A 23,882-nucleotide genomic window follows, 5' to 3' on the forward strand; every position below is an offset into this window, starting at 1 on the left:
GAGCGATGGCGTGACGAGCGGTAGCAAAGATTCCGGGCGGCTCATGTGGATGGCAGTACGGCGAGCTCCACCAGGATCCGTCGGAGCTCCTCTACCCGCGCCTTGTCGAGGGGCTGCAGCGGGGCTCGAAGCGGCCCGACCCGTGTGCCCATCAGCTCGAGGGCCGCCGAGATGGCCCGCGGCAGGCCATGCGCGACGATGAACTGAAGGAACGGGAGCTGGCGATAGAACGATCGCCGAGCGGCGTCGAGATCACCACGGGTCACCGCGTCGTAGAGCTCGACGGTGAGGCGAGGGATGATATGCGGGGCAGCCGTGCACCAGCCGCGAGCCCCGGCCACGAACGCGGCGAGCGCGAGCGGATTGCTTCCGTTGTAGAAGGCAACCTGGTCGCCGCAGAGCTGCACGAGCCGGTGCATCCGGTTCACGTCGCCGGTGCTCTCCTTCACCATCGTGACGTTCGGGATCTGCAGCAACCGGGCGATCAAATCAGGGCTCAGATCGAGGCCGCCCGTCGCCGGGTTGTTGTACACGGCGATGGGGATGGAGATGGCCTTCGCGACGGCCTCGAAGTGCGCCACGATCTCCTTGTCCGAGAGCTTCCAGTAGCTCATCGGGAGGATCATCACCGCTGCTGCACCGGCCCTCTCCGCGTACCTCGCGTGGTGCACAGTCCGCTCCGTGGTGAGGCTCGAGACGCCGACCAGGGTCGGGACCCGGCCCGCAACGCGCCTTACAACGATGTCGGTGACGGCCTCGCGCTCCTCGTCCGAGAGGTACGGCAACACCCCGGTGCTGCCCAGCGGCGCGATCGCATGAACCCCCGCGGCGAGCATGTCGTCGACGATGCGCCCGAGGAGCTGTTCATCGACGCGTCCGGCTTCCGTGAACGGCGTGATGGGGTAGGCGATGATTCCACGGAGAGAGGATGTCATCGCACGCCTCCTTCCGCCTCGTGGTCCCAGTCGAAGAGCTGATCTCCCCGGTCGGGCACCTCTTCGCGCAGCGCGACCCCTCCCATGTTCTGCAGCATCGGCGCGTTCTCGCAGGCGAGGTAGCGGGCCCGACCCTTTCCGGTGTTGACGTGGTTGTGCCAGGCCCACACCGGGACGTAGATCGCGTCCCCCTGCTTCCAGTCGACACGCCTCCCGCCCACGTACGAGTAGCCCTCTCCCTCCAGGACATACAGGATGGTCTCGTACGTGTGCCGGTGCCGGTTCGAGGATTGCCCCGGATCGAGCCATCCCAGGGTCATGCTGATCGCGTGTGACGGGAGGTCCACGAAGAAGACCGGATGCTTCCTCGCTCTCGAGTACTTGCCGTGAAGCCCGGCGGACTCGACCGCAGGGTGCGCGAGCTTCTCTGGCATCACCACGCGAGGCCGCGGCGGCGTCTTGTCGAAGTCTGCTGAATGGAATCGTTCGCTCATGTCTGCTCCCTGTCAGCGCAAAAGGCTCCTTGCGCAGGAGAGGGGATAGCGCGAAGCTGGACCCGTGACAGGCTCCAGAACGAACATCGCGACGGGTCCAGCTGGTCGACCCTGGCGCTTCGACCTGGTGCTCGACGACGGCGCGTCCGTGCCGCGGCAGACCCAGCTGAGCAGGGCGATCGTTCAAGAGATCCAGCGCGGCCGGCTGTTGCCGGGTTCAACGCTGCCGGGCAGCCGGACGCTCGCGGCCCAGCTCAACGTGAACCGGAAGGTCGTCGTCGCTGCCGTCGACGAGCTGGTGGCCCAGGGATGGCTCGAGGCGCTGCCCGCGCGCGGCACCCGCGTCGCGCTCAACCTTCCGACGCTCGCCGTCGCGGATGCCGAGGGCCGCCGCTCCGTCGATACGGTCCTCGCCCAGCGCCGCGCCACCATGATCGCGGTGAACGACGGGATCCCGGACGCCCGGATCGCGCCCGTGGACGAGCTCGCGCGTGCCCAGCGGCGCGCTCTCCGAGCGCTGGCGCGGACGGGCCTCGGATACGGAGATGCTGCAGGCGATCCCGTGCTCAGGGAGGTTCTTGCGGGCTTCGTCAATCACGCTCGCGGGTTGTCGTGCTCCTCGGAGGAGGTCGTGCTGACGCGCGGCAGCCAGGGCGCGCTGAGCCTGTTCGCGCTGGCGATGCTGGAGCCTGGGGATGTCATCGCCGTCGAACATCCTGGATACACGCCAGCCTGGCGCGCGTTCCAGCTCGCGCGCGCCGACGTCGTTCATGTGCCGGTCGATGCTCATGGCCTTCGAACGGAGGAGCTGGAGGCGCACGCCAGGAGGCTCAAGGGGCGCCTCAAGGCCGTGTATGTGACGCCTCACCATCAGTACCCCACGACGGTCGCCATGTCGGCCGAGCGCCGGATGCACCTGCGACGAATCTGCGAGTCGTTTCGCCTCTACATCGTGGAGGACGATTATGACTACGAGTACCACTTCGAGGGCGCGCCGCTGCTCCCCCTCGCCGCGACCAAGGACCTCTCGTCGCGCTGCATCTACGTGGCCTCGCTCTCGAAGCTCATCGCTCCGGCCCTGCGGCTCGGGTACATCATCGCCGACAGGTCCGTTGTCGCGCGCTTGAGGGCGGTCCGTGAGCTGCTCGATCGTCAGGGAGATGTCGCCCTCGAGCGCGCCGTGGCCGAGCTCATCGAGGACGGCGAGATCCAGCGCCACGCGCGGCGCGCCCGGCAGCTCTACCGGCAGCGTCGTGACCACCTGCTGGAGCAGCTCGCGTCGAGGCCGCCCTTGCGTTCCGCGATCGAGTGCGACCCGCCCGGCGGGGGATTGGCGCTCTGGATGCGCTTGCGCAACCTGACCTCGGAAGAGCTCGTCCAGCGCGCGCACGCACGCGGTCTGGCCCTCACCCCGGGGTCCGTTCATGTCGCGGCCGGGGCCGTGCCCGCATTCCGCTTCGGCTTCGCGGCGCACACGAGCGAGGAGCTATCGAGGATCTGCGATACGCTGGAGGCGTGCCTGGCGTCCGACGCCGGATCGAGGCGCCGATGAACAGCGTTCTCCACGCCGTCCGTCGTGTTCGCCTTCCGGAGGCGCCCCGCCCGGTCCAGGCTCTCGCCTGGTTACCAGCCCCGAGTCACCCCGCCCGTTCCGGTTACCACATCCCCTGACCGAGGCGCCCCAGCACGAGCACTTCCTGTTCTATCGAGGGCTCGGGAGGCTAGGACGAGCCGGCCGGATCATTCCCACCCGCTCGTGGTCAGCGACCGCGTCACACCGCGCGCCGGCGGTCGCGCTCGAACAGCTCGCGCTCCAGCTCGAACGTCTCGAGCCCTGTCCGGACCGGCCACGGGGTGCCGGTCACGACCTCGACCACCTCGGCGATCACCTCCGGCGCGCGCAGGACGCGCCTGTGGCCGAGGCCGCGGGTCGACATGAGCCGCGCGCCCGGCCAGCGATCGGCGAGCGCCGCGCCTGCCTCGAACGACACCTCGCGATCGTCGCGGTCGTGCACGACGAACAGCGGCGCGTTCATCCGCGGGGCCGCAGAGAGCGCGTCGAGGTCCTCGAGCGGCACGCCGTAGCGCGCCTCGAGGCGGGCGACCATGCGGCGCCGGACGGCCTCGTCGATGCCGAGGAGCTTCGCGAAATGCTGGGTGTAGCGGACCGCGCTGATCGGCGGCGCGATGAACACGAGCCTCGGCGCCGGAGCGCCCGCGCGCCGGACGGACGCCGCGCGGGACAGGGCATACGTCGTCGCGGCGCTCCCGAGCGAGTGCGCGACGATGGCGTGGACGGGCCCGACCTCGTCCATCGCGACGGTGACAGCGCGGGCCAGCTCCACGAGCGTGGCCGACCGGCTCGGCCCATCGCCGTGCCCCGGCGCGTCGAACGTCACCACGCGAAAGCCCAGCTCCACGAGCGGCCTCACGAACGCGCCGAGCTGGCTCCCCCGCCCCTCCCAGCCGTGCACGAGCAGCACGGTCGGCCCGTGCCCCCACGACCACGCGGGCAGCGCCTCCGCGCCCCACGGCAGCGAGAAGCGCGCCGCGCAGGCGAGGATCTCCTCCTCCCAGGCCGGGCGCGCGTGCCGGCGCGGAGAGCGGAACAGCCGTTCGGCCGCCAGGGAGGCCAGATCCGGCGCGGCCTTGTTGAGGAGCTTGAACCCGAACCGGATCCCACCGCGCAGGAGGACCTGCCGCGGATCAGTACGAACGATCGTTCTATTATTGGGCGACGAATGGACCTGATGGGCTTCCTGCATGGGGGACCTCCTCGGGGGATTGCGAGACGGATCAGGCAGAGCGGCGGGGCGAACGCCGGGCGTCGGTCACGAGCCTCTCGAAGGCGGCGCGGGCCCGGCGCTCCGACGCCTTGTCGCGCATCAAGCGGCTGAGCGCGTGGGAGCCGGACGCGATGGCATAGACCTCGAAGGCGAACTGCGCCAGGTCGAGGTCCGAGCGGAAGTGGCCCTCTTCGACGGCGATGCGCGCGGCGGTGGCGAGCGTGGCCAGCCAGTCTTTCTGCGACGCGACGAGCGCGTCGCGCGCCGGACCGGGCTTGTCGTCCAGCTCGGCCGCGGCTGCATGGAAGACGCAGCCGCCTGGCATGAAGTCCTGCTCTGTCCAGACGAACCACCGATCGATGAGCGCGCGCACGCGCGGCTCACCGCGCGGCTCGCGCAGCGCGGGCGCGACCACGAGGTCGACGAAGCGGCGCTTGGCCTCTTCGAGGATGGCGACGTCCAGGTTCTCCTTGGAGCTGAAGTGCGCGAAGAGGCCGCTCTTCGACATCTTCACGCGCTCGGCCAGGGCGCCGACGGTCACGCCCGAGAGCCCGACCTCGCTCGCCAGCGCCAGCGCCTCGGCCAGGATGGCCTGCCGGGTATCTTCACCTTTCGTCACCTTGACTGGATAGAACGACCGTTCTATTTTGTCAAGCGACGGGGCAGCCAACCGACGATCGCCTGCATTGCCGGCGCACGCTAGGCGCGCTTCGCCAGGTAGGCATCGACCAGCTCGATCAGCCGTGCCCGGCCGAAGCTGGGGTCGTGGCCTGCATGCACGATCTGCACTGGGAACTCCCGCAACCGCTTCATGGTGCGGACGTAGGCGGGAATGTCTGCGCCCTCGATCTCATCCAGCAGCGGCCCGTCATAGATCGCATCGCCCGAGAACAAGGTTCCGGTCGCCGCCTCCCACAGACCGATGCTGCCCGGCGAGTGACCGGGCAGGTGCAGCACCTCGAAGTGACGGTCGCCGAGATCCACGACGTCGCCTTCGGCGACGACCTCCGTGACCGGCGCGTCATGCAGGGCGTAGCTTGCCATGTCGTACTCCGCGTAGGGCAGGGCGGTGATCACATCGCCCTCGATCGGATAGCCAGCGTCGCCCAGCTTGCGGATTTCCGCGGCGCCCATCACCGAGGCCAGCAAGGTGCCGCGGTCGGTCGGTGAGCGCAGGTTCTCCGCCTCGAGAACGTGCACCAAGGTGTGCTCGAAGTCATGGTGGCTGCCCACATGATCGGTGTGGGTGTGGGTCGCGACCGCCGTCACCGGCTTGTCGATCAGGTGCTTTATGGCCTCCCGCAGGCTGACGATGCCCATACCCGTGTCGATCATCAGGTCGCGATCGCGACCGCGCACATGCCAGATGTTGCAGCGCATCAGCGGCACCACGTGCGGCTCGAACAGCAGCGTGATGTCATCGCTGACGCGCGTGATCTCGAACCAGCGGTCGGCGATCGGCAAAGTGGCCATGCGTTTCACTTCTACCGCCCGCCTGACTCCGGGGCAAATTATGCCACCACCGGGGGCGGGAGCGTTCCTCGTCGTCCGCCTCTGCGAGGGGGACGCCGTCCTCGTCGAGGCGCACAGAGGTGCCGCCGAAGAGCGACAGTTGCATGCACGCTTCGAGCGGGGAGAGCTCGGGGACCCCGTTGGAGCGCTCCTCGCTCGGCCGATCGTCCACGGTTACCAGCTCCTGGTCACCCCGCCGTCCCGGTTACCACGTCCCCTGGTAACCGCCCCGGTGCGACGCGTGCAATCCATTGAAATTCAATGATTGGGCGCGATGGCCCGAGAGCTGCTTCAGGGGCTGGCAGGAGACCTTACCATGGTAACCGCACCGACATCCCATCGCCTCACGCTTCCCATCCTCCTCGCCACCCTGATCGCCGCATGCTCCGGGACGACGTCCGACGGCGGCAGCTCGACCGGCGGCGTGGCGCCCAGTCCGCCCGATCGGCCCGCTCCAGCGCCTCATGATGAGGTCCCCGCCGACCAGCAGGCCGCGCCCGCTGTGCCTCCGGCGCCCGATCTCGCGTACTCCGGCAAGGGCTTCATCGTCCACGAATGGGGCACCGACACCGTGGTCGTCGGATCCGACGGCTCGCTTCAGCCGGGGCTGCACCACGAAGAGGAGGACCTCCCCGCCTTCGTCTATGACCGGCTCGAAGCCGGCTCGCTCGATGGCTCGATCTCGACGAGCGTCAACGTGAAGATGGAGACGCCGGTAACTTACTTCTACGCCGAGGAGCCGCTCACCGCGCACGTCCAGATAGCGTTCCGCGGGGGGCTCTTCACGCAGTGGTACCCCGCCGTCCGCGAGTTTTACCCGCCCATCATCGCGCCCAACACCGTTGTTGGCGTGACGACGTACGCGGACCCGGCGTTCGACCCCGAGTTCCCCTTTGGCTCGCCGATGTGCTCAGAGATGTACGGCCCGAACGCGAACGGCCTCCTCGAGTGGAGCAATATCGAGGTCCTCGGGCGCGACAGCGACATCCCCCTGCCTGAGGCGCGGCTCGATCGGTTCACGTGGGCGCACGCGCGCCAGGTCGCCGCCAACCCGCTCCGGGTCGCAGGCGTGCCCGGCGCGACGGAGGCGCCCCAGCACGAGCGATTCCTGTTCTATCGAGGGCTCGGCAACTTCAACCTGCCCGTCCGCGTGACGGCCGGCGCCGGCGGGGCGATCTCCGCCGAGAACACCCTCGGCGAGGCGATCGGCACCGCCTTCGTCCTCAACGTCGGCGCCTCGGCGGGGGCGTTCGTCGCGCACCCCGAGGGCATTGCCGCGGGCAAAACGCTCGTCGAGCGCGCCCCCTCGCTCGACGGAGCCCCACCCCTCGACGAGTTCGTCGAGTCGCTCGGCGTGAGCGTGATCGACGCCCTCGACGCGACAGGCCTGTACCACGACGAGGCCGTCGCCATGGTGAACACCTGGAAGCGCCAGTGGTTCCGGACGCCCGGCGTCCGGGTGCTCTACCTCGCCCCGCAGGCGTGGACCGACGCCTCGATCCCGCTGACCGTCCAGCCCGCGCCCGACGATGTCGTGCGCGTGATGATGCTCCGCGTCGAGGTGCTCTCCCCCGAGATCGAGGCGGCCGATGTCGGGGCGGCGCGGCGGCTCGCAGACCCGTCCCTCGCCGGCGACGCCGCGCGCCACTTCGACGATCTCGGGCGCTTCGCCGAGCCGCGCCTCCGCCGCGCGCTCGCGCTCCTCGGCAATCCCGCGTACGGCGAGCCCTTGCTCGCCCGCGTCGCAGCCGGAGCGGCGGCGTTCACCGCGAGCGAGTAACCTCTCCGCCATGCACGCCCCGCGGCGCGAGCCCTTCGTGGCCCATGCTCGGTACGAGCCGGGCGAGATCCTCGGGCAGGGGGGGCAGGGCGTCGTGGGGCGCGTGATCGACCGCGAGGCGCGGGGGCGCGAGCTCGTCGCGAAGGTGTTCCGTCAGGGCGCCTTCCGCGAGGACACCCTGCTCGGCGAGTTCGCGCTGCTCGCGCGCCTGCGCGTCCCCGGCGTGGTGCGGGCGCATGATCTCGGGCGGGACGAGCGGACGGGAGCGCCCTTCCTCGTCGAGGAGTACGTGGCCGGCGACGACGCCGCGGCGTGGGTGCAGGGGGCTCCGGCCGCCGAACGGCCGGCGCGGCTCGCGGGCGTCGTCGGCGGCGTCGCGAGGACCCTCGCCGCCCTGCACGACGCGGGGTTCGTGCACAGCGATCTCAAGCCGGCGCATGTCCGGATGCGGCCCCTCGGCGGGGGCGGCGCCGAGGCCGTGCTCCTCGATCTCGGGGCGGCGGTGGCGAGGGCGCGCGCGCCGGGCGGCGCCGTCGCGTTCACCTCGGCGTTCGCCGCACCCGAGCTGCTCGCCGGGGGCGCGCCCTCGCCGGCGTCCGACCTCTACAGCCTGGGGGCGCTCGCGTGGTGCTCGGCCGCAGGCCGCGCGCCAGGGCCCTGGCGCGCGCGGCGCCCGCTGCGCGACGCCGCGCCGTGGGTCCAGCCGAGCGTGGCCGAGGTGATCGAGGCGCTGCTCGCGCTGCACCCGCGAGACCGCCCTCCCGAGGCCCGCGAGGTGCTGCGGCAGCTCGGCGTCGCGGCCGCGGAGGCGGGCATCGCCGTGGGGGCGCCGCCCGCGCCCATCGGGCGGGAGCGCGAGCTCGAGGCGCTGCAGCAGGCGCCGTCACCGTCAGGGCGCGTGCGCTATGTCACGGGGCCGAGCGGCGCCGGCAAGAGCCACCTCGGGCGCGAGCTCGTGACGCGGGCGCTGCTCGGCGGGCGGAGCGCCCGGTACGTGGCGTTCCCGCGCGAAGCCGACCCGCTCCTGCTGCGGCTCATCGCGTTCTTCCGGGGCGCCGAGCGGGCGCCGCCGTTCGTGACGCCGCCCGGCGACGGGCCTCCGCTCCTGCTCTTGCTGGATGACCTGGACCAGGCCCCGGCCGAGCTCCGCGCTGCGCTCGACGCGTACCGGTGCCGGCCGGCGGCGCCAGGTGGCGCGGCGATCGAGGTGGTCGCGACGGTCCGGAGCGCGCCCGAGGGCGCGGCGTGTGTGGCGCTCGGGCCGCTCAGCGACACGAGCTTCGGCGCGCTGTGCCGCGCGCTCGGCGTGGACGACGAGGCGAGCGTGCGAGCGGCCGCCGTGGCGTCGGGGAAGAACCCCGGGTGGCTCTTCGCGTCGCTCGGGCGCGTGCCTCTCACGAAGGACACGGCGATCGAGCGCGTGCGCGGGCTGTCGGACGACGCCTGCGCGACGCTCGCGGCGATCGCGATCGCGGGCGGCGCCCTGCCCGAGGCGCTCTGCGGTCCCGGGTTCGGGCGCGGCGGCCGGGCGGACGCGCGGGGCGGCGGGCAGCCGGGCGCCTCCGGCGAGCGGGCGCTCGGCGAGCTGCTCGCGGGCGCGCTGATCGCGAGGCGGGAGGCGGCGGCCGGCGCGCTCTACACGCTGTCCGCTCCCGCCCTGGCGAGGGATCTCGCCGCGGCGCTCGCCACGCCGGAGGTCGCCGAGCAGGTCGCCTCGGCGCTGCTCGCGGATCCCGGCGCGCCCGCGTCGGCGCTCCTCTCGGCGGCGGCGGCGCCGTGCGCGAGAGCCCGCCGCGCGCAGCTCCACGAGCGGGCCGCGGCGCAAGCGCGCGAGGCCGGGCTGCGGTCGGAGGAGATCGAGGCGCTGCTCGCGCTCGGCGAGGACGCGGACCGGCGGACCCCGGCGCTCCTGTGCAGGCTCGAGCGGCTGACGCGCGACGCGGGCGTGGGCGCGGCGCACCCGCAGGTCGTGGCGTGGCTCGACGAGGCGGCGCAGCGCGACGAGCGGGTGCTCGTGCTCGCGCTGCGGCGGCGCGCGGAGAAGAGCGCGCGAGACGGGGACGCGACGGCGGCGAAGGAGCAGGCGCTCGCGGCGCTCGCGGCGGCGCGGAGGCTCGGCGGCGGTGCGGCCGAGGCGTTCGCGCTGTCGACGCTGGGGCTCGCGGCGCTCATGCGCGCCGACTGGGGCGAGGCGGAGGCGTGGCTCGCGGGGGCGCAGGCGAAGCTGCCCTCGGCAGGCGAGCACCCCGACGCCGTGGATGATGTGGAAGAGGTGGCGCGGCTCCACCACAACGCGGGCGTCGTCGCCCTGTACCGCGGCCAGGTGGACGACGCGGTGCGGACGTTCGAGGCGTCGCTCGCGGTCAAGCGGAGCCTCGGGGACCGCGCCGGCATGCGCTCGTGCCTGATGAACCTGGGGATCGCGCTCGGGAAGGCGTCGCGCTACGAGGACGCCGTCCGCGCGCTCGACGAGGCGATGCGGCTCGCGCGGTCGCTGGGTCAGGTGGCGGGGCGCGGCTGGTGCCTGTCGGCGCGCGCGGACATCGAGGTGCGCCGCGGCGACGCGCGCGCGGCGGAGCGGTGCATCGAGGAGGCGTGGGCGCTCGCGGCGTCGCTCCCTGCGGCGATCCAGGCCGATCTGGTGATCGCGCGGGCGAACGTGGCGTTGCTCGACGGCGACGGCCCGAGGGCGCTCGCGGCGCTCGCGGCGCTCGCGGCGCTGGACCCGGGCGTGCGGGCGAACGACCCGCTGGTGGATGCGCGGGCCCAGGTGGCGGAGGCGCAGGCGTACCTCACGAAGCTGCCGGCGGAGCCGCGGCGGGCGGCGCGGGGGGCGATCCGGGCCGCGCGGCGTGCGCGCGCGGCGATGCTCGCGGAGGTGGAGGCGCAGGCGCTCGACGTGCTGCGCTCGGCGCGGCAGGGCGCACCGCGGGCGCCGTCCGCGGCGGGCGGCGCGTATGCTGGCCGAGGCATGACGGCGGCGGCGAGCGGGGAGGACGACGCGCTCTGGGCGTGGCTCGCGTCGGTGGCGTCCGCGGGCGACGGCGCGAAGGCGGCCCCGGACGGCGCCGCGGAGGCCGCAGTCGGGCTCGCTCGCGCCCTGGTGCAGCAGTCGGGGGCCGAGCGCGCGCTGCTCGCCGTGATCGACGAGCAGGGGCGGGTGGTCGCGGCCTGGGGCGCCGACCTCGACGGGCTGGAGATCGCCGAGGCGGCGCGGCGCATCGCGCCGGATCTGGCGCAGCTCGCGCTGAGCCAGGCCGCGCCCGTGCACTACCAGCGCGACGTGAAGACGCCGGGCGGCCGCGGCTCGCGGCTCGTCGTGCGCGCCGGCGCGGACCACGCCTCGATGGGCGCGCGCGCCCTGCCGGCGAGCGCGGCCTCGCCAGGTCCGGCGCTCCCCGGGCCGCCGCGCGCGCTCATCGTTGTCGAGCACCGGTTCCGACCGGCGTGCTTCGACGCCGTGACGGAGTCGCAGGCCGCTCGCTGGTCGTCGCTCGCCGGGCTCTTCCTGCGGCTCTTCGCCCGCCCCGGAGCGCCGGAAGCGCCCCGCCGCGAAGAGCCGGCGCCTGCCTGCATCACCTCGCTGGCAGGGCCCGCGCCCGACCTCCTCCCGCGCGCCGACACGACCGTCGTGCCCGCGGCCCCCCTGCGGAGGAGCTTCCCCGGCATCCTGGGCCAGAGCGCCGCGCTGCGCCGGGCGCTCGCGCGCCTCGACGCGGCCATCGACAGCGATCTGCCCGTGCTCCTCACGGGCGAGACCGGCACGGGCAAGGAGCTCTTCGCCCGCGCGCTCCACGATCTCGGCCCGCGCCGTTCGCGCGAGCTCGTCGCCGTCAACTGCGGCGCCGTACCCGACGCGCTCTTCGAGGCGGAGCTCTTCGGCCACGCGCGGGCCTCGTTCACGGGGGCCGAGCGCGCGCGCCCCGGCCTGCTCGCCCGGGCCGAGGGCGGCACGCTCTTCCTCGACGAGCTGGGGGAGCTGCCGCTCGCGCGGCAGGCGGTGCTGCTGCGGGCGCTGGAGTCACGGCGCTATCGCCCCGTGGGCAGCGACGACGAGCGGCCGTTCGACGTGCGGATCGTCGCGGCCACGAACCGGGATCTCGCGCAGGCGGCCGCCGAGCGGGCGTTCCGGCAAGACCTGCTCTTCCGGGTGAACGCGATCGAGATCCACGTGCCGCCGCTCCGCGACCGGGAGGGCGACGTGCCGCTGCTGCTCGGCGGGTATCTGGGTCGGACGGGCGCCCCGATCGAGATCGCGCCGGGCGCGCTGGCGGCGCTCACTGCGTACGCGTGGCCCGGCAACGTGCGGGAGCTCGCGCACCTGGTCCAGCGCCTGGCCGCGCTCGGCGTGCGCCGCGTCGAGATCGAGCACCTCCCGCGGGGGATGCGAGCCAGCGCGCGCCGGACGCCCGCCGCGGCGGAGCGCCCCGCGGGCGTGGCGCGACCGCCGGCAGATCCCGTCCCGCCCGCGGCCGCGAGGCGGGAAACCTCGGGCGAGGCGCGCCAGGCGCTGGCCGAGGACGACGAGCGCGAGCCGATCCGGCGCGCGCTCGCGGAGACCGGCGGGAACATCAGCCGCGCGGCCGAGCGCCTCGGCATCACGCGTCACGGCCTGAAGAAGCGCATGGCGCGCCTCGGCATGCGCGCCCCCTCCGGGTCGCAGAGGAAAGCGGAGTGAATCCCCTCGTGAAGGCGCTGGCGGAGAGGCACGCAAACGCAGTATCGGAGGACTCTTTATGAAGGGCAGCGGTTCCGGAGCACTGAACACATCGAGGCTCAAGGAGGAGCACCAACAAGGCCGCGCTGCGGGAACAACGGTCGTTCCCATCTTCCCGCGCCGCTGCCATGAAGGACCGAGCTCTCGCCGTGGATGGAGCGGGCTGTTCGCTCTCGCGCTGCTCGTCGCGGGCTGCTCGCCTGCGGTCGTCGACGAATCGACGGCGGTGGTCGGCGAACCGCCTGCGGTCGTCGACGAGTCGCCGACTCACCTGCCGGACGGTGGAGGTGGCGCCCCCACCGAGCCGCCCCCGCCCGCTGCATGCGGCGCTTCCGCGGTCGACGGCGTCGCGGTCTTGGCGTTGAACGTCGACATGGGCGCCCCGGAGGCGCCCGGAGCTCCCCCCTACGCGATCGACGGCTGCTGGCTTGTCTACGTCGCGGCGCGCGAGGCTGGCGACGTGAGCGGCGCTCTGAAGCTGCGTGATCTCCGTACGGGCGAAGAGCTCCTCCTCGCGCCCGCCGCCGAGGTGCCCCGCCGGCCTGCGCTCGCCGGCGACGTCGTGGTCTGGGAGGCGACGGACAATGGAACACGCGTGGTGCGCGCGCGCCGGGGCGGCCAGACGGAGACGATCCGCGGCCCGTTCGATCACGCGGGCGAGCCGCGCGTGAACGGAGACGCCGTGGTGCTGACGGGCTGGCTGACCGCGGACGAGAAGGGCGACACAGATGTCTTCCTGTACGAGATCGGCCAGGCGGAGGCGGTCCAGATCGCGTCCGGCCCGGGGCAGCAGCGTTTCCCGGACATCTCGGCGACGCACGTCGCCTTCGCTGATTTCTCCGAGGATCCCGACGGCCGCTTCGACGAGGACGCGCGCGATCTCGCGGACATCGTGGTCTATGACCGGCGCACGAGGCGCGCCACCCCGCGCTCCCGGGAGGGCAAGCAGTCGTTCCCGATGCTCGGCGCCGGAGAGAGGGTGGTGGCTTATCTCGAATGGGCGCCGCTTCATCCGGAGCCCAAGTTCGGGCAGTTCGATCTGCGGATAGGCGACATCGCCGCTCCTGCGGACGGCGACGCGATGGTGGTGAGCATCGAGCAGGCGGGCCTGCCGTACGTGCTTCCCGCGGTCCGCGGCGAGCTCGTCGAGTGGGTGCAGCGGCCCGCAGAGGGCGATGCGTCCTTGTGGCGGAGGCCGGCCGATCTCTCGGCGCCCGCGGCCGAGGTCCCCGGGCTCTCGGCGTTCGAGCTGTTCGGGCCGTCGCCCTCTGCGACGATCACGGTGCTCGCGGCGCGCTCGCCGGGAGGCGAGCTGGCGCTCCGCGGCGTCGCCCGGTGAGAGCGACGGTCACCCGCTTCGGATACGGGCCCACCTCGACGTTTTCGGTGCTCAGCGCACTGGAGTGCGCTTGCGCGCCGAAAACGCCGATCTGGGCCCGTCTCCTGTGCGGGTGACCGTCGCTCTGCTCTGCACGTAGCCGAGGTGGGCGGAAACCGCTGTAGATCCGGGAACGCTACCTCCCGGCGGCGACAGGCCTTGCGAGGAGAGTCGGTGTTGGGCGCCCGCGATCACCGAAGTGATCCGAGCGCCCACTCCACCTGCCGAGCTACTTCTTCCCTGCGGCAGGAGCGGGAGCAGGCGCCGCGGCCTGCGGCTTCGCTGCAGCAGCGGGAGCAGGCGCCGCGGCCGGCGCCTTCCCTGCAGCAGCGGGCGCCGCGGCCGGCGCCTTCCCTGCAGCAGCGGGCGCCGCGGCCTGCGCCTGCGGCGTGATGATGCGGAATTTCCCGCTCAGGTGCAGCAGGGACATCGTGTACAGCATGCCGTCGTAATACCGCCACTTGCCGGTGGGCGCCTCGCGCTGATACAGCTCCTCGACGAAGCGCCAGGCCCGCGGATGGGTAGCGGCCAGCGCGGCGACGCCGTTCGCCGCCACGAGCCCGAGCGAGTCGTAGTCGACGGTGGGCTTGCCCTCGAGTGTGAAGTTGCCCTTGTACTTGGGGCCCTGCGCCTCGAAGAACGCGAGGAGGCGATCGCTCAGCTCGGTCTGCCGCGGATCCTTCGCCCACCACGCCGCGTCCACCGACCAGTTGATCGCGGTGCGGAACGCGTCCTGACGGAAGTTGGCGGTCCCCGCGTCCCACGAGGCACCCTTGGGGGTGCCATCGAAGTTGGCGTAATCCGGAGCGAGCCCGGTCTTCGGATGGGTCACCTTGACGAAGTAATCGCGGCTCACCTTGGCCGTCTCGGCCCAGAACGCGCGATCGGCCTCGGGGCCCCAGGCCGCCCAGAGGTCGTAGAACGCGGGCAGGTGATACGAGGGATCGGTGTGATCGCCGTTCTTCGCGAAGTTGTCCGCGTCGGGCGTGAACCGCACCATCTTGTGCTCGGTGTTGAAGAGCGAGTGCAGCGTCGTCTTGCGCTTGTCCTTGTTGACCGGCCCGGTGATCGGCTTCCGGTTCTTCATCGCGTCGAGGATGCTGAAGGCTTCCTTCTTGTAGTCGTAGATCCCCTTGCCGTTCCCCCAGCGGTTGGACGCGAACAGCAGCGCCGTGGCGAAGTACTCCTCCGCGTCCGGGGCCGGATTCTCATCCATCGCCGTGCCGTCCGGGCGCATCTGCCACGAGAAGTAGCCGAAGCCGGGGTGCTTCGGATCGGCGTGGTACATGTGGGACTTGGCCCAGTTCCACAGCGCGTCGAAGTCGTCTTTGCGATCGACCTGCACGGCGATGATCATGCCGTACGACATCCCCTCGGAGCGGACGTCGTTGTTGCCGATGTCCATGATGTACGCCTTGGGGCCGTTCGCGTTCTTTCCCGCCGGGAACAGGACGGCCTGCTCCTTGGGATCGCCGTGGAACAGCTGCTCGTAGGCCTTCGCGATCTTGGCGTCGATCTCGGCGGGCTTGTGGCCCAGCTCGGCGAACAGGTTGCGGTACTCACCGGTGGCGAAGGCTCCCTTGGCGGCGGGCTTGAGCGGCGGACCGAGGGGCGCGGGCTCCGCCGGGGCGGGCGTCTGGGCCGTGCCGCTCGGGGTCGCGGTGCTGGCCGGAGCGGCGCTGCCGGCCGGGTTGGTGGAGCTTGCCGGATCGGGCGCGCCGACCTGGGTGCCTTGGTTGCTGGGCGCGCAGGCGATCACCGTGACCGCAAACCATGCCGATGCGACGGGAGACGTTAGCATTCGCAAGTTCATCGCTGTCCTCGTGTTCGAGCTCGCATCCTGTGAGAACGCGCTCGGCGTGAACATCGTTGGGCGATGTCCACGTGGTTTATGCTCGCAAGCAGGGGTGATGCGCCGAGTCGCCAACCTCGAGCAACTTCGGAGAGATCGGATACGCCGGCCGGGCGCTGCTGATCGTGAGGGTCACCTGAACCGTGGCATTCTTGATTCGTGCAAAACTGACGTGCTCGTGGGTCGATCAGCCATCTTGTTCGGGCTGACGACCCGACCTTGAACGACGCGGAACGCCGCGATCCAGATGACGCTGCTGGGGGAGAAGGAAATCCAACCGCTCGGAGGCGTCAAGCCCCAACTGCCGGGCCTGCCTCGGGGTGAGAGGAGAGCGTTACAACTGGGATCCGGTTCTCCTGGAAAAATTGCGTGATTCCGGCATCTTTTCATGCGTCGAAGGGGACCGCCTTCACGCCACAGCGCTGCTCGCTCACGGGTCGGCGTGGTTGACGTGGTCGACGTGGTTGACGTCCGACCGCCCCGAAGCGGCGCCGCTGGACCGGGCGCGGCTACGCCCTGAACTCCGCGAGCGACCGGCAGACGCGGCGGAGCCGGTCGCGCAGCCACCGGTGCGCCGGGTCGGCGTCGAAGCGGGGGTGCCACGCCTGCGAGATGGTGATGGCCGGCGTGGTCACGGGCAGCGGGAACGTGACGAGATCGAAGCGCGGGGCGGCGTGCGCGAGCCACTTCGATGGGAACGCGCCGACGAGGTCGGAGCTGGCGAGGAGGCACAGCGCCGCGTAGTGGCCTGACGCCACGGCCGCGGTGGTCCTGGCGAGCCCTTTCTTCTTGAGGGCCTCGTCGATGGGCCCCCAGGTCTTGCCCAGCCTGGAGACCCCGAGGTGGGCGTGCTCGACGAACCGCTCCAGCGTCACCTTGCCGGACGCGAGCGGGCTGCCGCGGCGCACCACGCCGACGAAGCGGTCCCTGGTGAGCGCCTGCACGCGGATCTCCGGGCCCATGTCGCCGATGATGCCGACGTCGAGATCGATCCGGCCCTCCCGGAGCGCGGCGACGTCCTCGTCGCCCTCGGGCAGGAAGCGGACCGTGACGCCCGGGGCCTCGGCCCTCAGCGCGTCGAGGAGCGGGGCGCCGACGAGCCCGAGCATGCCGTCGCTGGTCCGGACGGCGAAGCTGCGGGTGAGCGCGGCGACGTCGAGCGCGCCCCGCTCGCGGAGGACCGCGCTGGCCGAGGCGACCACCGCGCGCACGCGCGGGCGCAGCTCCGCGGCGCGCGGCGTGGGCACGAGCCGCCGGCCGGCCCGCACGAGGATCGGGTCGCCCACGGCCTCGCGGACGCGCGCGAGCGTGCGGCTCATGGCCGACGGGCTGAGGTGCATCCGCTTCGCGGCCAGGAGGACGCTCTCCTCCTCGAGGAGCACGTCGAGCGCGACGAGCAGGTTCAGATCCATGGAGTGCATGGGACGCAGCAATAACTTACCGTACATGCACTGGAAGTCATGTCTGTTCGGGCGCAGGTTCGGTGTCGAACAGGGCAGCCGCGAGGGCAGGGGAGCCGTCGCCTGTGCGTGCCCGGAGGAGACTCGCCATCATGAGCACCACGCTCGATTCGCCGCGCGTTCAAAGGACCCTCGACCGCCTCTTCCAGGACGCCGACAGCGGCGATCCGCGCATCATCGCCCGCGTCCGCGCCGACTGGGAGCGGCGCGGGCCGAATCCCGACCCCGAGACGCTCGCCCACATGCTCGCCGACGCGTATCTGCCGGTCTCCCGCGAGGTCGGGCGGCTGCTCCATCTGCTCGCCTTCGCGGCGCGGGCGCGCACGGTGGTGGAGTTCGGCACGTCGTTCGGGATCTCGACGGTGTTCCTGGCCGCGGCCATCCGCGATGGCGGCGGCGGGCGGGTGATCGGCAGCGAGCTGCACCCGGAGAAGGCGCGGCGGGCGCGGCAGAACCTCGAGGAGAGCGGGCTCGGCGATCTCGTCGAGATCCGCGAGGGAGACGCGCTGGTGACGCTGCGGGACGTGGAGGAGCCGATCGATCTGGTCCTGCTGGACGGATGGAAGAACCTTTATTTGCCGGTGCTCCGGATGCTCGAGCCCCGGCTGCGGAGGGGCGCGCTCATCGTCGCCGACGATCTCGACATCGCGCCGGATGACCTGCGGCCGTACCTGGAGTACGTGCGCGGCGCGGGCAGCGGTTACGGGTCGGTGGAGATCCCGCTAGGGGACAGGCTGGAGGTCTCCTGCTGGCACGGCCGCGGCGGGCGCGAGGGCGAGGCGTGAGATAGGCCGCTTCGTTCCTTGCGCGAGGCGAGCAGCGCGCAGCGGCGTGTGCGCATCAATGCCTCTTCTTGCAGCCGCCGTAGCGTTCCACGCTCGCGAGGGTTGGCGGATTGCTGAAATACGTCGCGTCATACCCGCCCGTGATGAGGACCGAGCCGTCTTGCAGGGTCGTCGCGGTGTGGAAGCCCCTCTGGATCGGCTCGTCGATCGGGGTCCAGCTGCCATTCGCCTCCTTGTAGATCTCGGCGCCGTCGCTGCCGACGGCCATCACGCGGCCGTGGGACATGGGCGTGACGGCGGACGCCCACGTGTGGAGGAAGTTCGGCGGCGCGGTCAACGTCCACGTGTCGTTCGCGGGATCGTAGATCTCGGCGGTCTCCCCGGCATCGACGAGGATCTCGATCTCCTCCTCGGTGCCGCCGTAGATCCTGCCGCCCCCGCCCACCACCAGCACGCGCCCGCTCGGCAGGAGCGTGGCCGTGTGCTGCATGCGGGGCAGGTTCGTCGGCGCCGCCGCCGTCCAGGCGCCCGTGGCCGGATCGTAGATCTCCACGCTGGTGCGGCCTTCGGGCATCTCGTTGCCGTTCAATGTATAGCCGCCGACGACGAGCACGCGCCCGTCCTGGAGCAGCGTCGACGTATGAAGGTAGCGGGTCACCGACATCGACCCCGCGCTGGACCACGTGTTCGTGGCAGCATCGTAGAGCACGGCCTCCTTGAGGCTTCTGGCGTCGTCGCTGCCGCCCGTGCGTAATACCCGCCCGTCCGGGAGGAGGGTGAGCGCCGTATAGGCGAACTCCCAACCACGGGCCGCCTCGGCGGGCGTGAACGGGACGCTCGCCGTCGTGCCCGTGCTTGGATCGTAGACCAGCCCGCCCGGGCTGAAGAGCACCCTGCCGTCCTGAAGGAGCTCCGCGCCCACGGGGGCCATGGGGTAGGGCAGCGTGTCACCGGTCGTCCACGTGTCAGCAGCGGGATTGTAGAAATCGACCGTCGTGGGGTAGGGGAAATCGCCGCTGCCGCCGGCGACCATCACCTGGCCGTCCGGCATGAGCAGGGCGACGTGCCGCTCTCGCGCCACCGGCAGCGGCGCCACGGTCGACCACTCCGCGTGGACGCCGACGTGGCGGCGGCACTTCTTGTTCTTCTTCGCGTGGTGGTGGTTCGCGTGGTGGTGGGCCAAGGGCGCCGAGCTCACCTCGATCTCCGCCTCATCGAGCAACTCCGCGGCGAGGGGTTCAGGCTCTGCCCCGGCACCGCAGCCGGCGACCGCGAGCGCGGCGAGGGAGAGGAAGGGGACCAGACAACGATGATGGCGACGACCGATGGTAGACATGTAGGACCTCGTCATGATCTGGGGTAGAGGCAGCCGTCCCCTGCCGGGGACGCGCCATGGAGCGCAACAGAAGACCATATCAGATGGTCGTCTCAGCTGGAACGGGGCGCGTCCCGCGGCGCGCTCGACCGGGCGAGCGCGTTGACGTTTCGTATGCTCCGCGATGCCGAGCGTGGGATGCAAACTGCACTGGCGATACGTGATATCCCCCGCAGGCGTGCCGGAAGCTCGCGAGCGACGGCGCAGTCCCCACAAGGCGCCCTGCGCTCTGTATCACCCATAGGTGTTAACCAAGCATCGCGCCGCGTTCTCCTACATCCGAACGTTTACGTGGACGTGAACGTGGACGTGGACGTTTACGTGAACGTGGTCGTGGTCGTGGTCGTGGTCGTGGTCGTGGTCGTCAACGATCGGCCGTGAACGACCACGACCACGACCACGTAAACGTCCACGACCACGTAAACGTCCACGTCCACGTCCACGTCCACGTCCACGTTCACGTCCACGTAAACGTGGACGTTGGTGACCGGTGGGGTGAGGGGGGCGGGCTTCGGTGACCGAACGAGCTCGGTCAACGCCTATGCCCGCTAGGCCCCTATCACCGCCCTCGCCATCGCCCCGCGCGCGCTCGCCACGGCCGCAAACCGCTGTCCCAGATACTCCGCCACCCTCACATGCTGGCTGAACACCACATTGAACCGGATATGCGGATCTCCCGCCCCATCCGCCATGAACGTCGCCCCCCGGGCCAGCAGGATCTTGTTGAGGTACGCGTCCTGCACCAGCTCGTCGACGTCCACCCCGCGCGGCGCCGCGCCCCAGAGGAACAGCCCGCCTTCACCCGGGTGGTCCAGCAGCACGCCGGCGTCGCGCAGCCGGCGCGCCGCTGCGTTCCGCGCCGCGCCGAGCTTCTGCTGCAGCCGATCGATGTGCTTGCGCCACCTGCCGGCCGACAGCACCTCCAGGAGCACGAGCTCGTTCAGCGCGCCGCTCGTCAGCACCGAATAGATCTTCTCGCGCAGCAGCGGCTTCAGCCGCCCTGGCTCGGCCGCGATGTAGCCGAGGCGCAGCGCCGGGCTCAGCGCCTTGCAGAAGCTGGAGTAATAGATGACCCCGTCCAGCCCCGAGAGCTGCGCCAGCCGCGTGGGATGCCCGGGGTGGAAGTGACCGTGCACGTCGTCCTCGGCGATGAGGACACCGTGCTGGTGCGCGATCGTCAGCACGCGGTGCAGGTTGGCGGCGCTCGAGCCCCAGCCGGTCGGGTTGTGCAGCACGCTCTGGAGAAACATCAGCTTGGGCCGGTGCTCGCGGCACGCAGCTTCCAGCGCCCCCAGATCCACGCCGTCCGGCCTTCGCGCCACCGGGATGAGGCGGTAGCCCGCTTGCCGCAGGCGGCCGAACAACAGGAAATAGCCCGGGTTTTCCACCAGCACCGCGTCGCCTGGCTGGAGGTAACCCCGGCAGATCAGGTCGATCGCATGCGTGCCGCCCCAGGTCGTGAGCACGCGGCCCGCGTCGGCCGCGAGGCCCTGGGAGCGCAGCAGCATCGCGATGCGCTCCCGTAGCTCGGGTAGCCCCTGCGGCGGACAGCGCGCCGCCATGCCGGCGTCGTTGCGGGCGAGCGCGCGCTGGAGCACCGTCGCAGGGATGGCGTCGCTCAGCCAGCTCGCCGGCAGCGCGCCGCTGCTGGCCAGCAGCACGCCGGCGCGCTGGTCGTTGGACTGCTGCGCCAGCCACACCGGCTCCTGCTCCTCGCCGGCCTCGAGCCACGCGTCGTTGGGCATGGCCGAGGCCGCCTCGCACACGAAGAACCCGGCCGTGCCGCGCGACTCTAGCAGCCCGGCCGCCACCAGCCGATCGTAGGCCGTCACCACGGTGTTGGGGCTCACGCCGAGCTGACCGGCCAGCTGGCGGATCGACGTCAGCCGCGCGCCGGGCGGCAGCTGGGCGCCCTCGATCAGCGCGCGCAGCCGCGCCTCGATCTGGTCGGCCAGGGGAACGGCGGAGTCGCGGTCGAGCGAGAACATGGGTCAACGCAGGAACAGGAGCGCCAGCACCGCCAGCGCGCCGGCCATGATGCCATTGAACAGCCGGTGCCGTCGCGGATCGGTCAGAAATCGCCGGATCGCCACGCCGAACAGCGCCCACGCCGAGGTGCATGGAAAGGTGATGGCGAGGCTCACGACGGACACGAGCAGGGCGCCGCTCGCCACGCCCATGCCGGACGGCATGAACACCGAGGCCACCGTGATCGCCTTGACCCAGCTCTTCGGGTTGACGGCCTGGAACAGCGCCCCCTGCGCGAACGACAGCGGCCGCGGCACCTCGGCGCCGTTGACCGCGGCGCCGCCGGTCAGCTTCCACGCCAGCACCAGCAGGTACAGCGCGCCGGTCACACGCAGCACGCCGTGCAGCGCCGGGTAGGCGGCGAACAGCGCGCCCAGGCCCAGGCAGGCGACGACGGTCTGGACCGCGCCGCCCACGCCGATGCCCAGGAGATGCGGCAGTGATCGGCGGTAGCCGAAGTTGGCGCCCGAGGCGGTGAGCATCATGTTGTTCGGCCCAGGGGTGCTCGACATCACGAAGCAATAGGTCAGGAGGGGCAGCAGCTCGGTCATCGCAGATCGCTCCGGTCGGGGATGGCCCGGAGCGTAAGGAGGCGACGTTCGCCGGTGAAGGCACAGGGGCCGCGCCGCACGAAAGCACTGTGTCAGTCGCGCGACCGGTACAGCGAAGGGCCCGGCGCCCCGGGGTACACTCGGCGCAGCGCAGCCGGATGAGGCCGGGGGCGTGGAGGAGACATGACGGACGAATCAGCGGCGTGCGAGGCCAAGAAGGCGGCGTTCTTCCGACCGGAGAATGAGCGGGAGGGCTCGCGCCGCGAGATCTCGAGCCCCGCGGGGAAGTACAGGCTCGTGGTGTCGAGCTTCTCGACCGGAAGTGGCAGCTGGGATTACGCCCAGGGCGAGGTCTACAGGACCGGCTCCACCGACCCCATCGCCGTCGTGCAGCGGAACTACGGGTCGTTCCCTTTCCTGTTCGTCGAGGGGCATGCGAACGGCCACGATTACCTGGTGTGCGGCGAGGACTACCAGGGCCAGACCGTGGTGGAGCTCGACACCGGAAAGCGACGAGATCACCTGCCGGACGAGGCGAAAGACGGGATCGCCTTCTGCTGGGCGGAGACGCGCTTCGAGGCGTCGGCCGCGATGCTCGTCGTCGACGGGTGCATCTGGGCGTGCCCGTACGAGTTCCGCTTCTTCGACTTCTCGGACCCGATGTCGGGATGGCCCGAGATCGAGGCGCCCGGGCCGGTCGACGCCGATCGTCGCCCGCCGGCCTTCAACGCCGACGGGACGATCGTCTGTTACCAGTCGGGACCAGACGGCGAGGCCAGAGGCGACGCGCCCGAGGCGCCGATCGCAGCCATGCTGACGTTCCGGCGCGACGGCCTGAAGCTCGTCCTCCAGAGCAAGTGGATCTCCGAGCAGGAGCAGGCGAGGCGCAGGGCGGAGGAGGAAGAGGAGCAGCGGTACGAGGCGTGGCTCGCGGACTTCCGCGCGAACGATCCGCTCTACCGCACCGCCGTCGAGGCGATGCGCGACCCGGCCTTCTCTCCCGAGGACCACGACGGGATCGGGATCACCCACGACGGCTGGTGTCCCGACTTCAAGGCCCGGGAGCGGCGCATCACCCGTCGTATCGTCAAGAAGGGGACGAGCCGGTACACGATCGATCTCGAATGGGGCGCGGAGACCGGCCCGGTCAAGCTCGTCGTCTTCAGGGACGGCGCGCGCGTGGAGGACAGGTTCTTCGCGCATTCCGTCGCTGGAATGCGCGACGCCTTCGCCTATGCGAGATCCTTGGTGGTGAACGACCCGGAGGCGGCAGGCGCGTGACCCCCGTCTCTGCCTGGGTGCTCGCGCCTCCGGGATGTCAACCTCGCTTCATTTCGGAAAGTCCGTCGACTCTGCGACGGCGCGCCACACGGCGAGCTCCTGCGCCACGAGGGCGTTCTTCGCCTCGATCGCAGCGACGGTGTCGCTGCCGAGCGGGAGGCGGAGCGGGGGGTTCTTCGCGCGGGAGAGCTCGACGACCACGCGCGCGAGCCGCTCCGGGTCGCCAGGCTGCTGGAGGCTGACCGTCTTTGCGTAGCTCCGGACCTTGCCCGCGGTCTCCGCATAATCGGCGATGACCTTGCCCGTCTCGACGACGGACTTCGCCTCCAGGAACTCCGTCCGAAAGTAGCCCGGCTCGATGACCGTCACCGCGATGCCGAGCGGCGCGAGCTCGGCGTGGAGCGCCTCCGAGATCCCCTCGACGGCGAACTTCGTCGAGCAGTAGACGCCGAACCCGGCGCCCGACCGGTAGCCGCCGAGCGACGAGATGTTCAAGATCTGGCCGGCGCGCTGCTTCCGGAGCTGCGGGAGCACGGCGCGCGTCACCGCGAGGAGGCCGAACACGTTCGTCTCGAAGACGCGCCGGACCTCGTCGCCCGAGGTCTCCTCGATCGCGCCGACGACGCCGAAGCCGGCGTTGTTCACGAGGACGTCAATCCGGCCGAACCGAGCGATGGCCGCCTCGACCGCGGCGGCGACCGACGCCTCGTCCGTCACGTCGAGCGCAACGGGGAGGAGCGCCTCGGGCCGTCCGAAGCGGTCCGTGATGCTCTTCGGATCGCGCGCGGTGGCGACCACCCGATCTCCGGCGGCGAGCGCCGCCTTCGCGATCTCCGCGCCGATGCCGCGCGACGCGCCCGTGATGAACCACACCCGCTCGTGCTTGCTCGTTTCCATGGGGATCTCCTCTTCGTGGCCGGGGCGCTGCGCCCCTCACACGACGGAAGA

18 protein-coding genes are annotated in these 23,882 nt (G+C 71.4%); 6 read left to right on the forward strand and 12 right to left on the reverse strand.

The genetic code is table 11. The features are described 5' to 3' along the window. Positions 1-41: 41 nt before the first annotated feature. Together WME79_RS18155 and WME79_RS18160 are read right to left on the reverse strand one after the other, a co-directional pair. A complete protein-coding gene (locus tag WME79_RS18155; protein ID WP_437537307.1) occupies positions 42-935 on the reverse strand; it encodes a dihydrodipicolinate synthase family protein in 894 nt (297 codons plus the stop codon). After that, on the reverse strand, positions 932-1,429 hold the full coding sequence (locus WME79_RS18160) for a cupin domain-containing protein (protein ID WP_437537310.1): 498 nt from the start codon (positions 1,427-1,429) through the stop codon (positions 932-934). Before WME79_RS18160 ends, WME79_RS18155 begins: the two co-directional genes overlap by 4 nt. Positions 1,430-1,493: 64 nt before the next feature. Between WME79_RS18160 and WME79_RS18165 the strand changes: the two genes are divergently transcribed. After that, positions 1,494-2,981, forward strand: coding sequence for a PLP-dependent aminotransferase family protein (locus WME79_RS18165; protein ID WP_437537313.1), 1,488 nt, complete (start codon positions 1,494-1,496; stop codon positions 2,979-2,981). Between the two features lie 220 nt (positions 2,982-3,201). Here WME79_RS18165 and WME79_RS18170 read toward each other — a convergent pair whose 3' ends face one another. The 3 genes from WME79_RS18170 to WME79_RS18180 form a co-directional block, all read right to left on the reverse strand. Continuing rightward, the gene (locus WME79_RS18170; protein WP_437537316.1) at positions 3,202-4,194 is read right to left on the reverse strand and encodes an alpha/beta fold hydrolase; all 993 of its coding nucleotides are present in this window, start codon (positions 4,192-4,194) and stop codon (positions 3,202-3,204) included. Positions 4,195-4,225: 31 nt separating this feature from the next. Further along, positions 4,226-4,834: a TetR family transcriptional regulator C-terminal domain-containing protein gene (locus tag WME79_RS18175; protein ID WP_437539869.1), complete on the reverse strand. Its 609-nt coding sequence runs from the start codon at positions 4,832-4,834 to the stop codon at positions 4,226-4,228. An 80-nt stretch (positions 4,835-4,914) separates the two neighbouring features. Next, positions 4,915-5,688, reverse strand: coding sequence for an MBL fold metallo-hydrolase (locus WME79_RS18180; protein WP_437537319.1), 774 nt, complete (start codon positions 5,686-5,688; stop codon positions 4,915-4,917). 355 nt (positions 5,689-6,043) lie between these two features. Here WME79_RS18180 and WME79_RS18185 point away from each other — a divergent pair, with 355 nt between their 5' ends. From WME79_RS18185 to WME79_RS18195, 3 genes are read left to right on the forward strand one after another with little or no spacing between them, the layout of a single operon-like run. Next, positions 6,044-7,507: a hypothetical protein gene (locus WME79_RS18185; protein WP_437537322.1), complete on the forward strand. Its 1,464-nt coding sequence runs from the start codon at positions 6,044-6,046 to the stop codon at positions 7,505-7,507. 37 nt (positions 7,508-7,544) lie between these two features. Then, the gene (locus WME79_RS18190) at positions 7,545-12,185 is read left to right on the forward strand and encodes a sigma 54-interacting transcriptional regulator (RefSeq protein ID WP_437537325.1); all 4,641 of its coding nucleotides are present in this window, start codon (positions 7,545-7,547) and stop codon (positions 12,183-12,185) included. A gap of 58 nt (positions 12,186-12,243) precedes the next feature. After that, positions 12,244-13,563 carry a hypothetical protein gene (locus WME79_RS18195; protein WP_437537328.1) on the forward strand — a complete coding sequence of 440 codons (1,320 nt, stop codon included), beginning with the start codon at positions 12,244-12,246 and terminating at the stop codon, positions 13,561-13,563. Between the two features lie 268 nt (positions 13,564-13,831). Here the strand turns inward: WME79_RS18195 and WME79_RS18200 are convergent, their stop codons facing one another. Next, on the reverse strand, positions 13,832-15,403 hold the full coding sequence (locus tag WME79_RS18200) for a glycosyl hydrolase family 8 (protein ID WP_437537330.1): 1,572 nt from the start codon (positions 15,401-15,403) through the stop codon (positions 13,832-13,834). Positions 15,404-15,963: 560 nt separating this feature from the next. Then, a complete protein-coding gene (locus WME79_RS18205) occupies positions 15,964-16,875 on the reverse strand; it encodes a LysR family transcriptional regulator (RefSeq protein WP_437537333.1) in 912 nt (303 codons plus the stop codon). Positions 16,876-17,006: 131 nt separating this feature from the next. Here WME79_RS18205 and WME79_RS18210 point away from each other — a divergent pair, with 131 nt between their 5' ends. Continuing rightward, on the forward strand, positions 17,007-17,699 hold the full coding sequence (locus tag WME79_RS18210) for an O-methyltransferase (RefSeq protein WP_437537335.1): 693 nt from the start codon (positions 17,007-17,009) through the stop codon (positions 17,697-17,699). Positions 17,700-17,754: 55 nt separating this feature from the next. Here the strand turns inward: WME79_RS18210 and WME79_RS18215 are convergent, their stop codons facing one another. From WME79_RS18215 to WME79_RS18230, 4 genes are all read right to left on the reverse strand, one after another. Continuing rightward, the gene (locus WME79_RS18215) at positions 17,755-19,035 is read right to left on the reverse strand and encodes a Kelch repeat-containing protein (protein ID WP_437537338.1); all 1,281 of its coding nucleotides are present in this window, start codon (positions 19,033-19,035) and stop codon (positions 17,755-17,757) included. A gap of 356 nt (positions 19,036-19,391) precedes the next feature. Beyond that, a complete protein-coding gene (locus WME79_RS18220) occupies positions 19,392-19,610 on the reverse strand; it encodes a hypothetical protein (RefSeq protein ID WP_437537341.1) in 219 nt (72 codons plus the stop codon). A 12-nt stretch (positions 19,611-19,622) separates the two neighbouring features. Further along, positions 19,623-21,062 (reverse strand): PLP-dependent aminotransferase family protein, encoded by a 1,440-nt coding sequence (locus tag WME79_RS18225; protein WP_437537344.1) that lies wholly within the window; start codon positions 21,060-21,062, stop codon positions 19,623-19,625. Positions 21,063-21,065: 3 nt separating this feature from the next. Then, positions 21,066-21,653, reverse strand: a complete 588-nt coding sequence (locus tag WME79_RS18230; protein ID WP_437537347.1) for a LysE family translocator — start codon at positions 21,651-21,653, stop codon at positions 21,066-21,068. 183 nt (positions 21,654-21,836) lie between these two features. On the opposite strand from WME79_RS18230, the gene WME79_RS18235 reads away from it, so the two are divergent. Next, the gene (locus WME79_RS18235; RefSeq protein ID WP_437537350.1) at positions 21,837-22,934 is read left to right on the forward strand and encodes a hypothetical protein; all 1,098 of its coding nucleotides are present in this window, start codon (positions 21,837-21,839) and stop codon (positions 22,932-22,934) included. Positions 22,935-22,982: 48 nt separating this feature from the next. On the opposite strand, the gene WME79_RS18240 is transcribed toward WME79_RS18235, so the two are convergent. After that, positions 22,983-23,831, reverse strand: a complete 849-nt coding sequence (locus WME79_RS18240) for an oxidoreductase (RefSeq protein WP_437537353.1) — start codon at positions 23,829-23,831, stop codon at positions 22,983-22,985. Between the last annotated feature and the right edge of the window lie 51 nt (positions 23,832-23,882).

It is taken from the genome of Sorangium sp. So ce726 (assembly GCF_051521405.1).
In the GTDB taxonomy this organism is placed as follows: domain Bacteria; phylum Myxococcota_A; class Polyangia; order Polyangiales; family Polyangiaceae; genus Sorangium.

What these genes read in the sequence shown, in the direction of transcription:
- WME79_RS18155 (WP_437537307.1), bottom strand. Translation starts at nt 935, where the DNA reads ATGACATCCTCTCTCCGTGGAATCATCGCCTACCCCATCACGCCGTTC.
- WME79_RS18160 (WP_437537310.1), bottom strand. Translation starts at nt 1,429, where the DNA reads ATGAGCGAACGATTCCATTCAGCAGACTTCGACAAGACGCCGCCGCGG.
- WME79_RS18170 (WP_437537316.1), bottom strand. Translation starts at nt 4,194, where the DNA reads ATGCAGGAAGCCCATCAGGTCCATTCGTCGCCCAATAATAGAACGATC.
- WME79_RS18180 (WP_437537319.1), bottom strand. Translation starts at nt 5,688, where the DNA reads ATGGCCACTTTGCCGATCGCCGACCGCTGGTTCGAGATCACGCGCGTC.
- WME79_RS18185 (WP_437537322.1), top strand. Translation starts at nt 6,044, where the DNA reads ATGGTAACCGCACCGACATCCCATCGCCTCACGCTTCCCATCCTCCTC.
- WME79_RS18195 (WP_437537328.1), top strand. Translation starts at nt 12,244, where the DNA reads ATGAAGGGCAGCGGTTCCGGAGCACTGAACACATCGAGGCTCAAGGAG.
- WME79_RS18200 (WP_437537330.1), bottom strand. Translation starts at nt 15,403, where the DNA reads ATGCTAACGTCTCCCGTCGCATCGGCATGGTTTGCGGTCACGGTGATC.
- WME79_RS18205 (WP_437537333.1), bottom strand. Translation starts at nt 16,875, where the DNA reads ATGCACTCCATGGATCTGAACCTGCTCGTCGCGCTCGACGTGCTCCTC.
- WME79_RS18210 (WP_437537335.1), top strand. Translation starts at nt 17,007, where the DNA reads ATGAGCACCACGCTCGATTCGCCGCGCGTTCAAAGGACCCTCGACCGC.
- WME79_RS18215 (WP_437537338.1), bottom strand. Translation starts at nt 19,035, where the DNA reads ATGTCTACCATCGGTCGTCGCCATCATCGTTGTCTGGTCCCCTTCCTC.
- WME79_RS18225 (WP_437537344.1), bottom strand. Translation starts at nt 21,062, where the DNA reads ATGTTCTCGCTCGACCGCGACTCCGCCGTTCCCCTGGCCGACCAGATC.
- WME79_RS18230 (WP_437537347.1), bottom strand. Translation starts at nt 21,653, where the DNA reads ATGACCGAGCTGCTGCCCCTCCTGACCTATTGCTTCGTGATGTCGAGC.
- WME79_RS18235 (WP_437537350.1), top strand. Translation starts at nt 21,837, where the DNA reads ATGACGGACGAATCAGCGGCGTGCGAGGCCAAGAAGGCGGCGTTCTTC.
- WME79_RS18240 (WP_437537353.1), bottom strand. Translation starts at nt 23,831, where the DNA reads ATGGAAACGAGCAAGCACGAGCGGGTGTGGTTCATCACGGGCGCGTCG.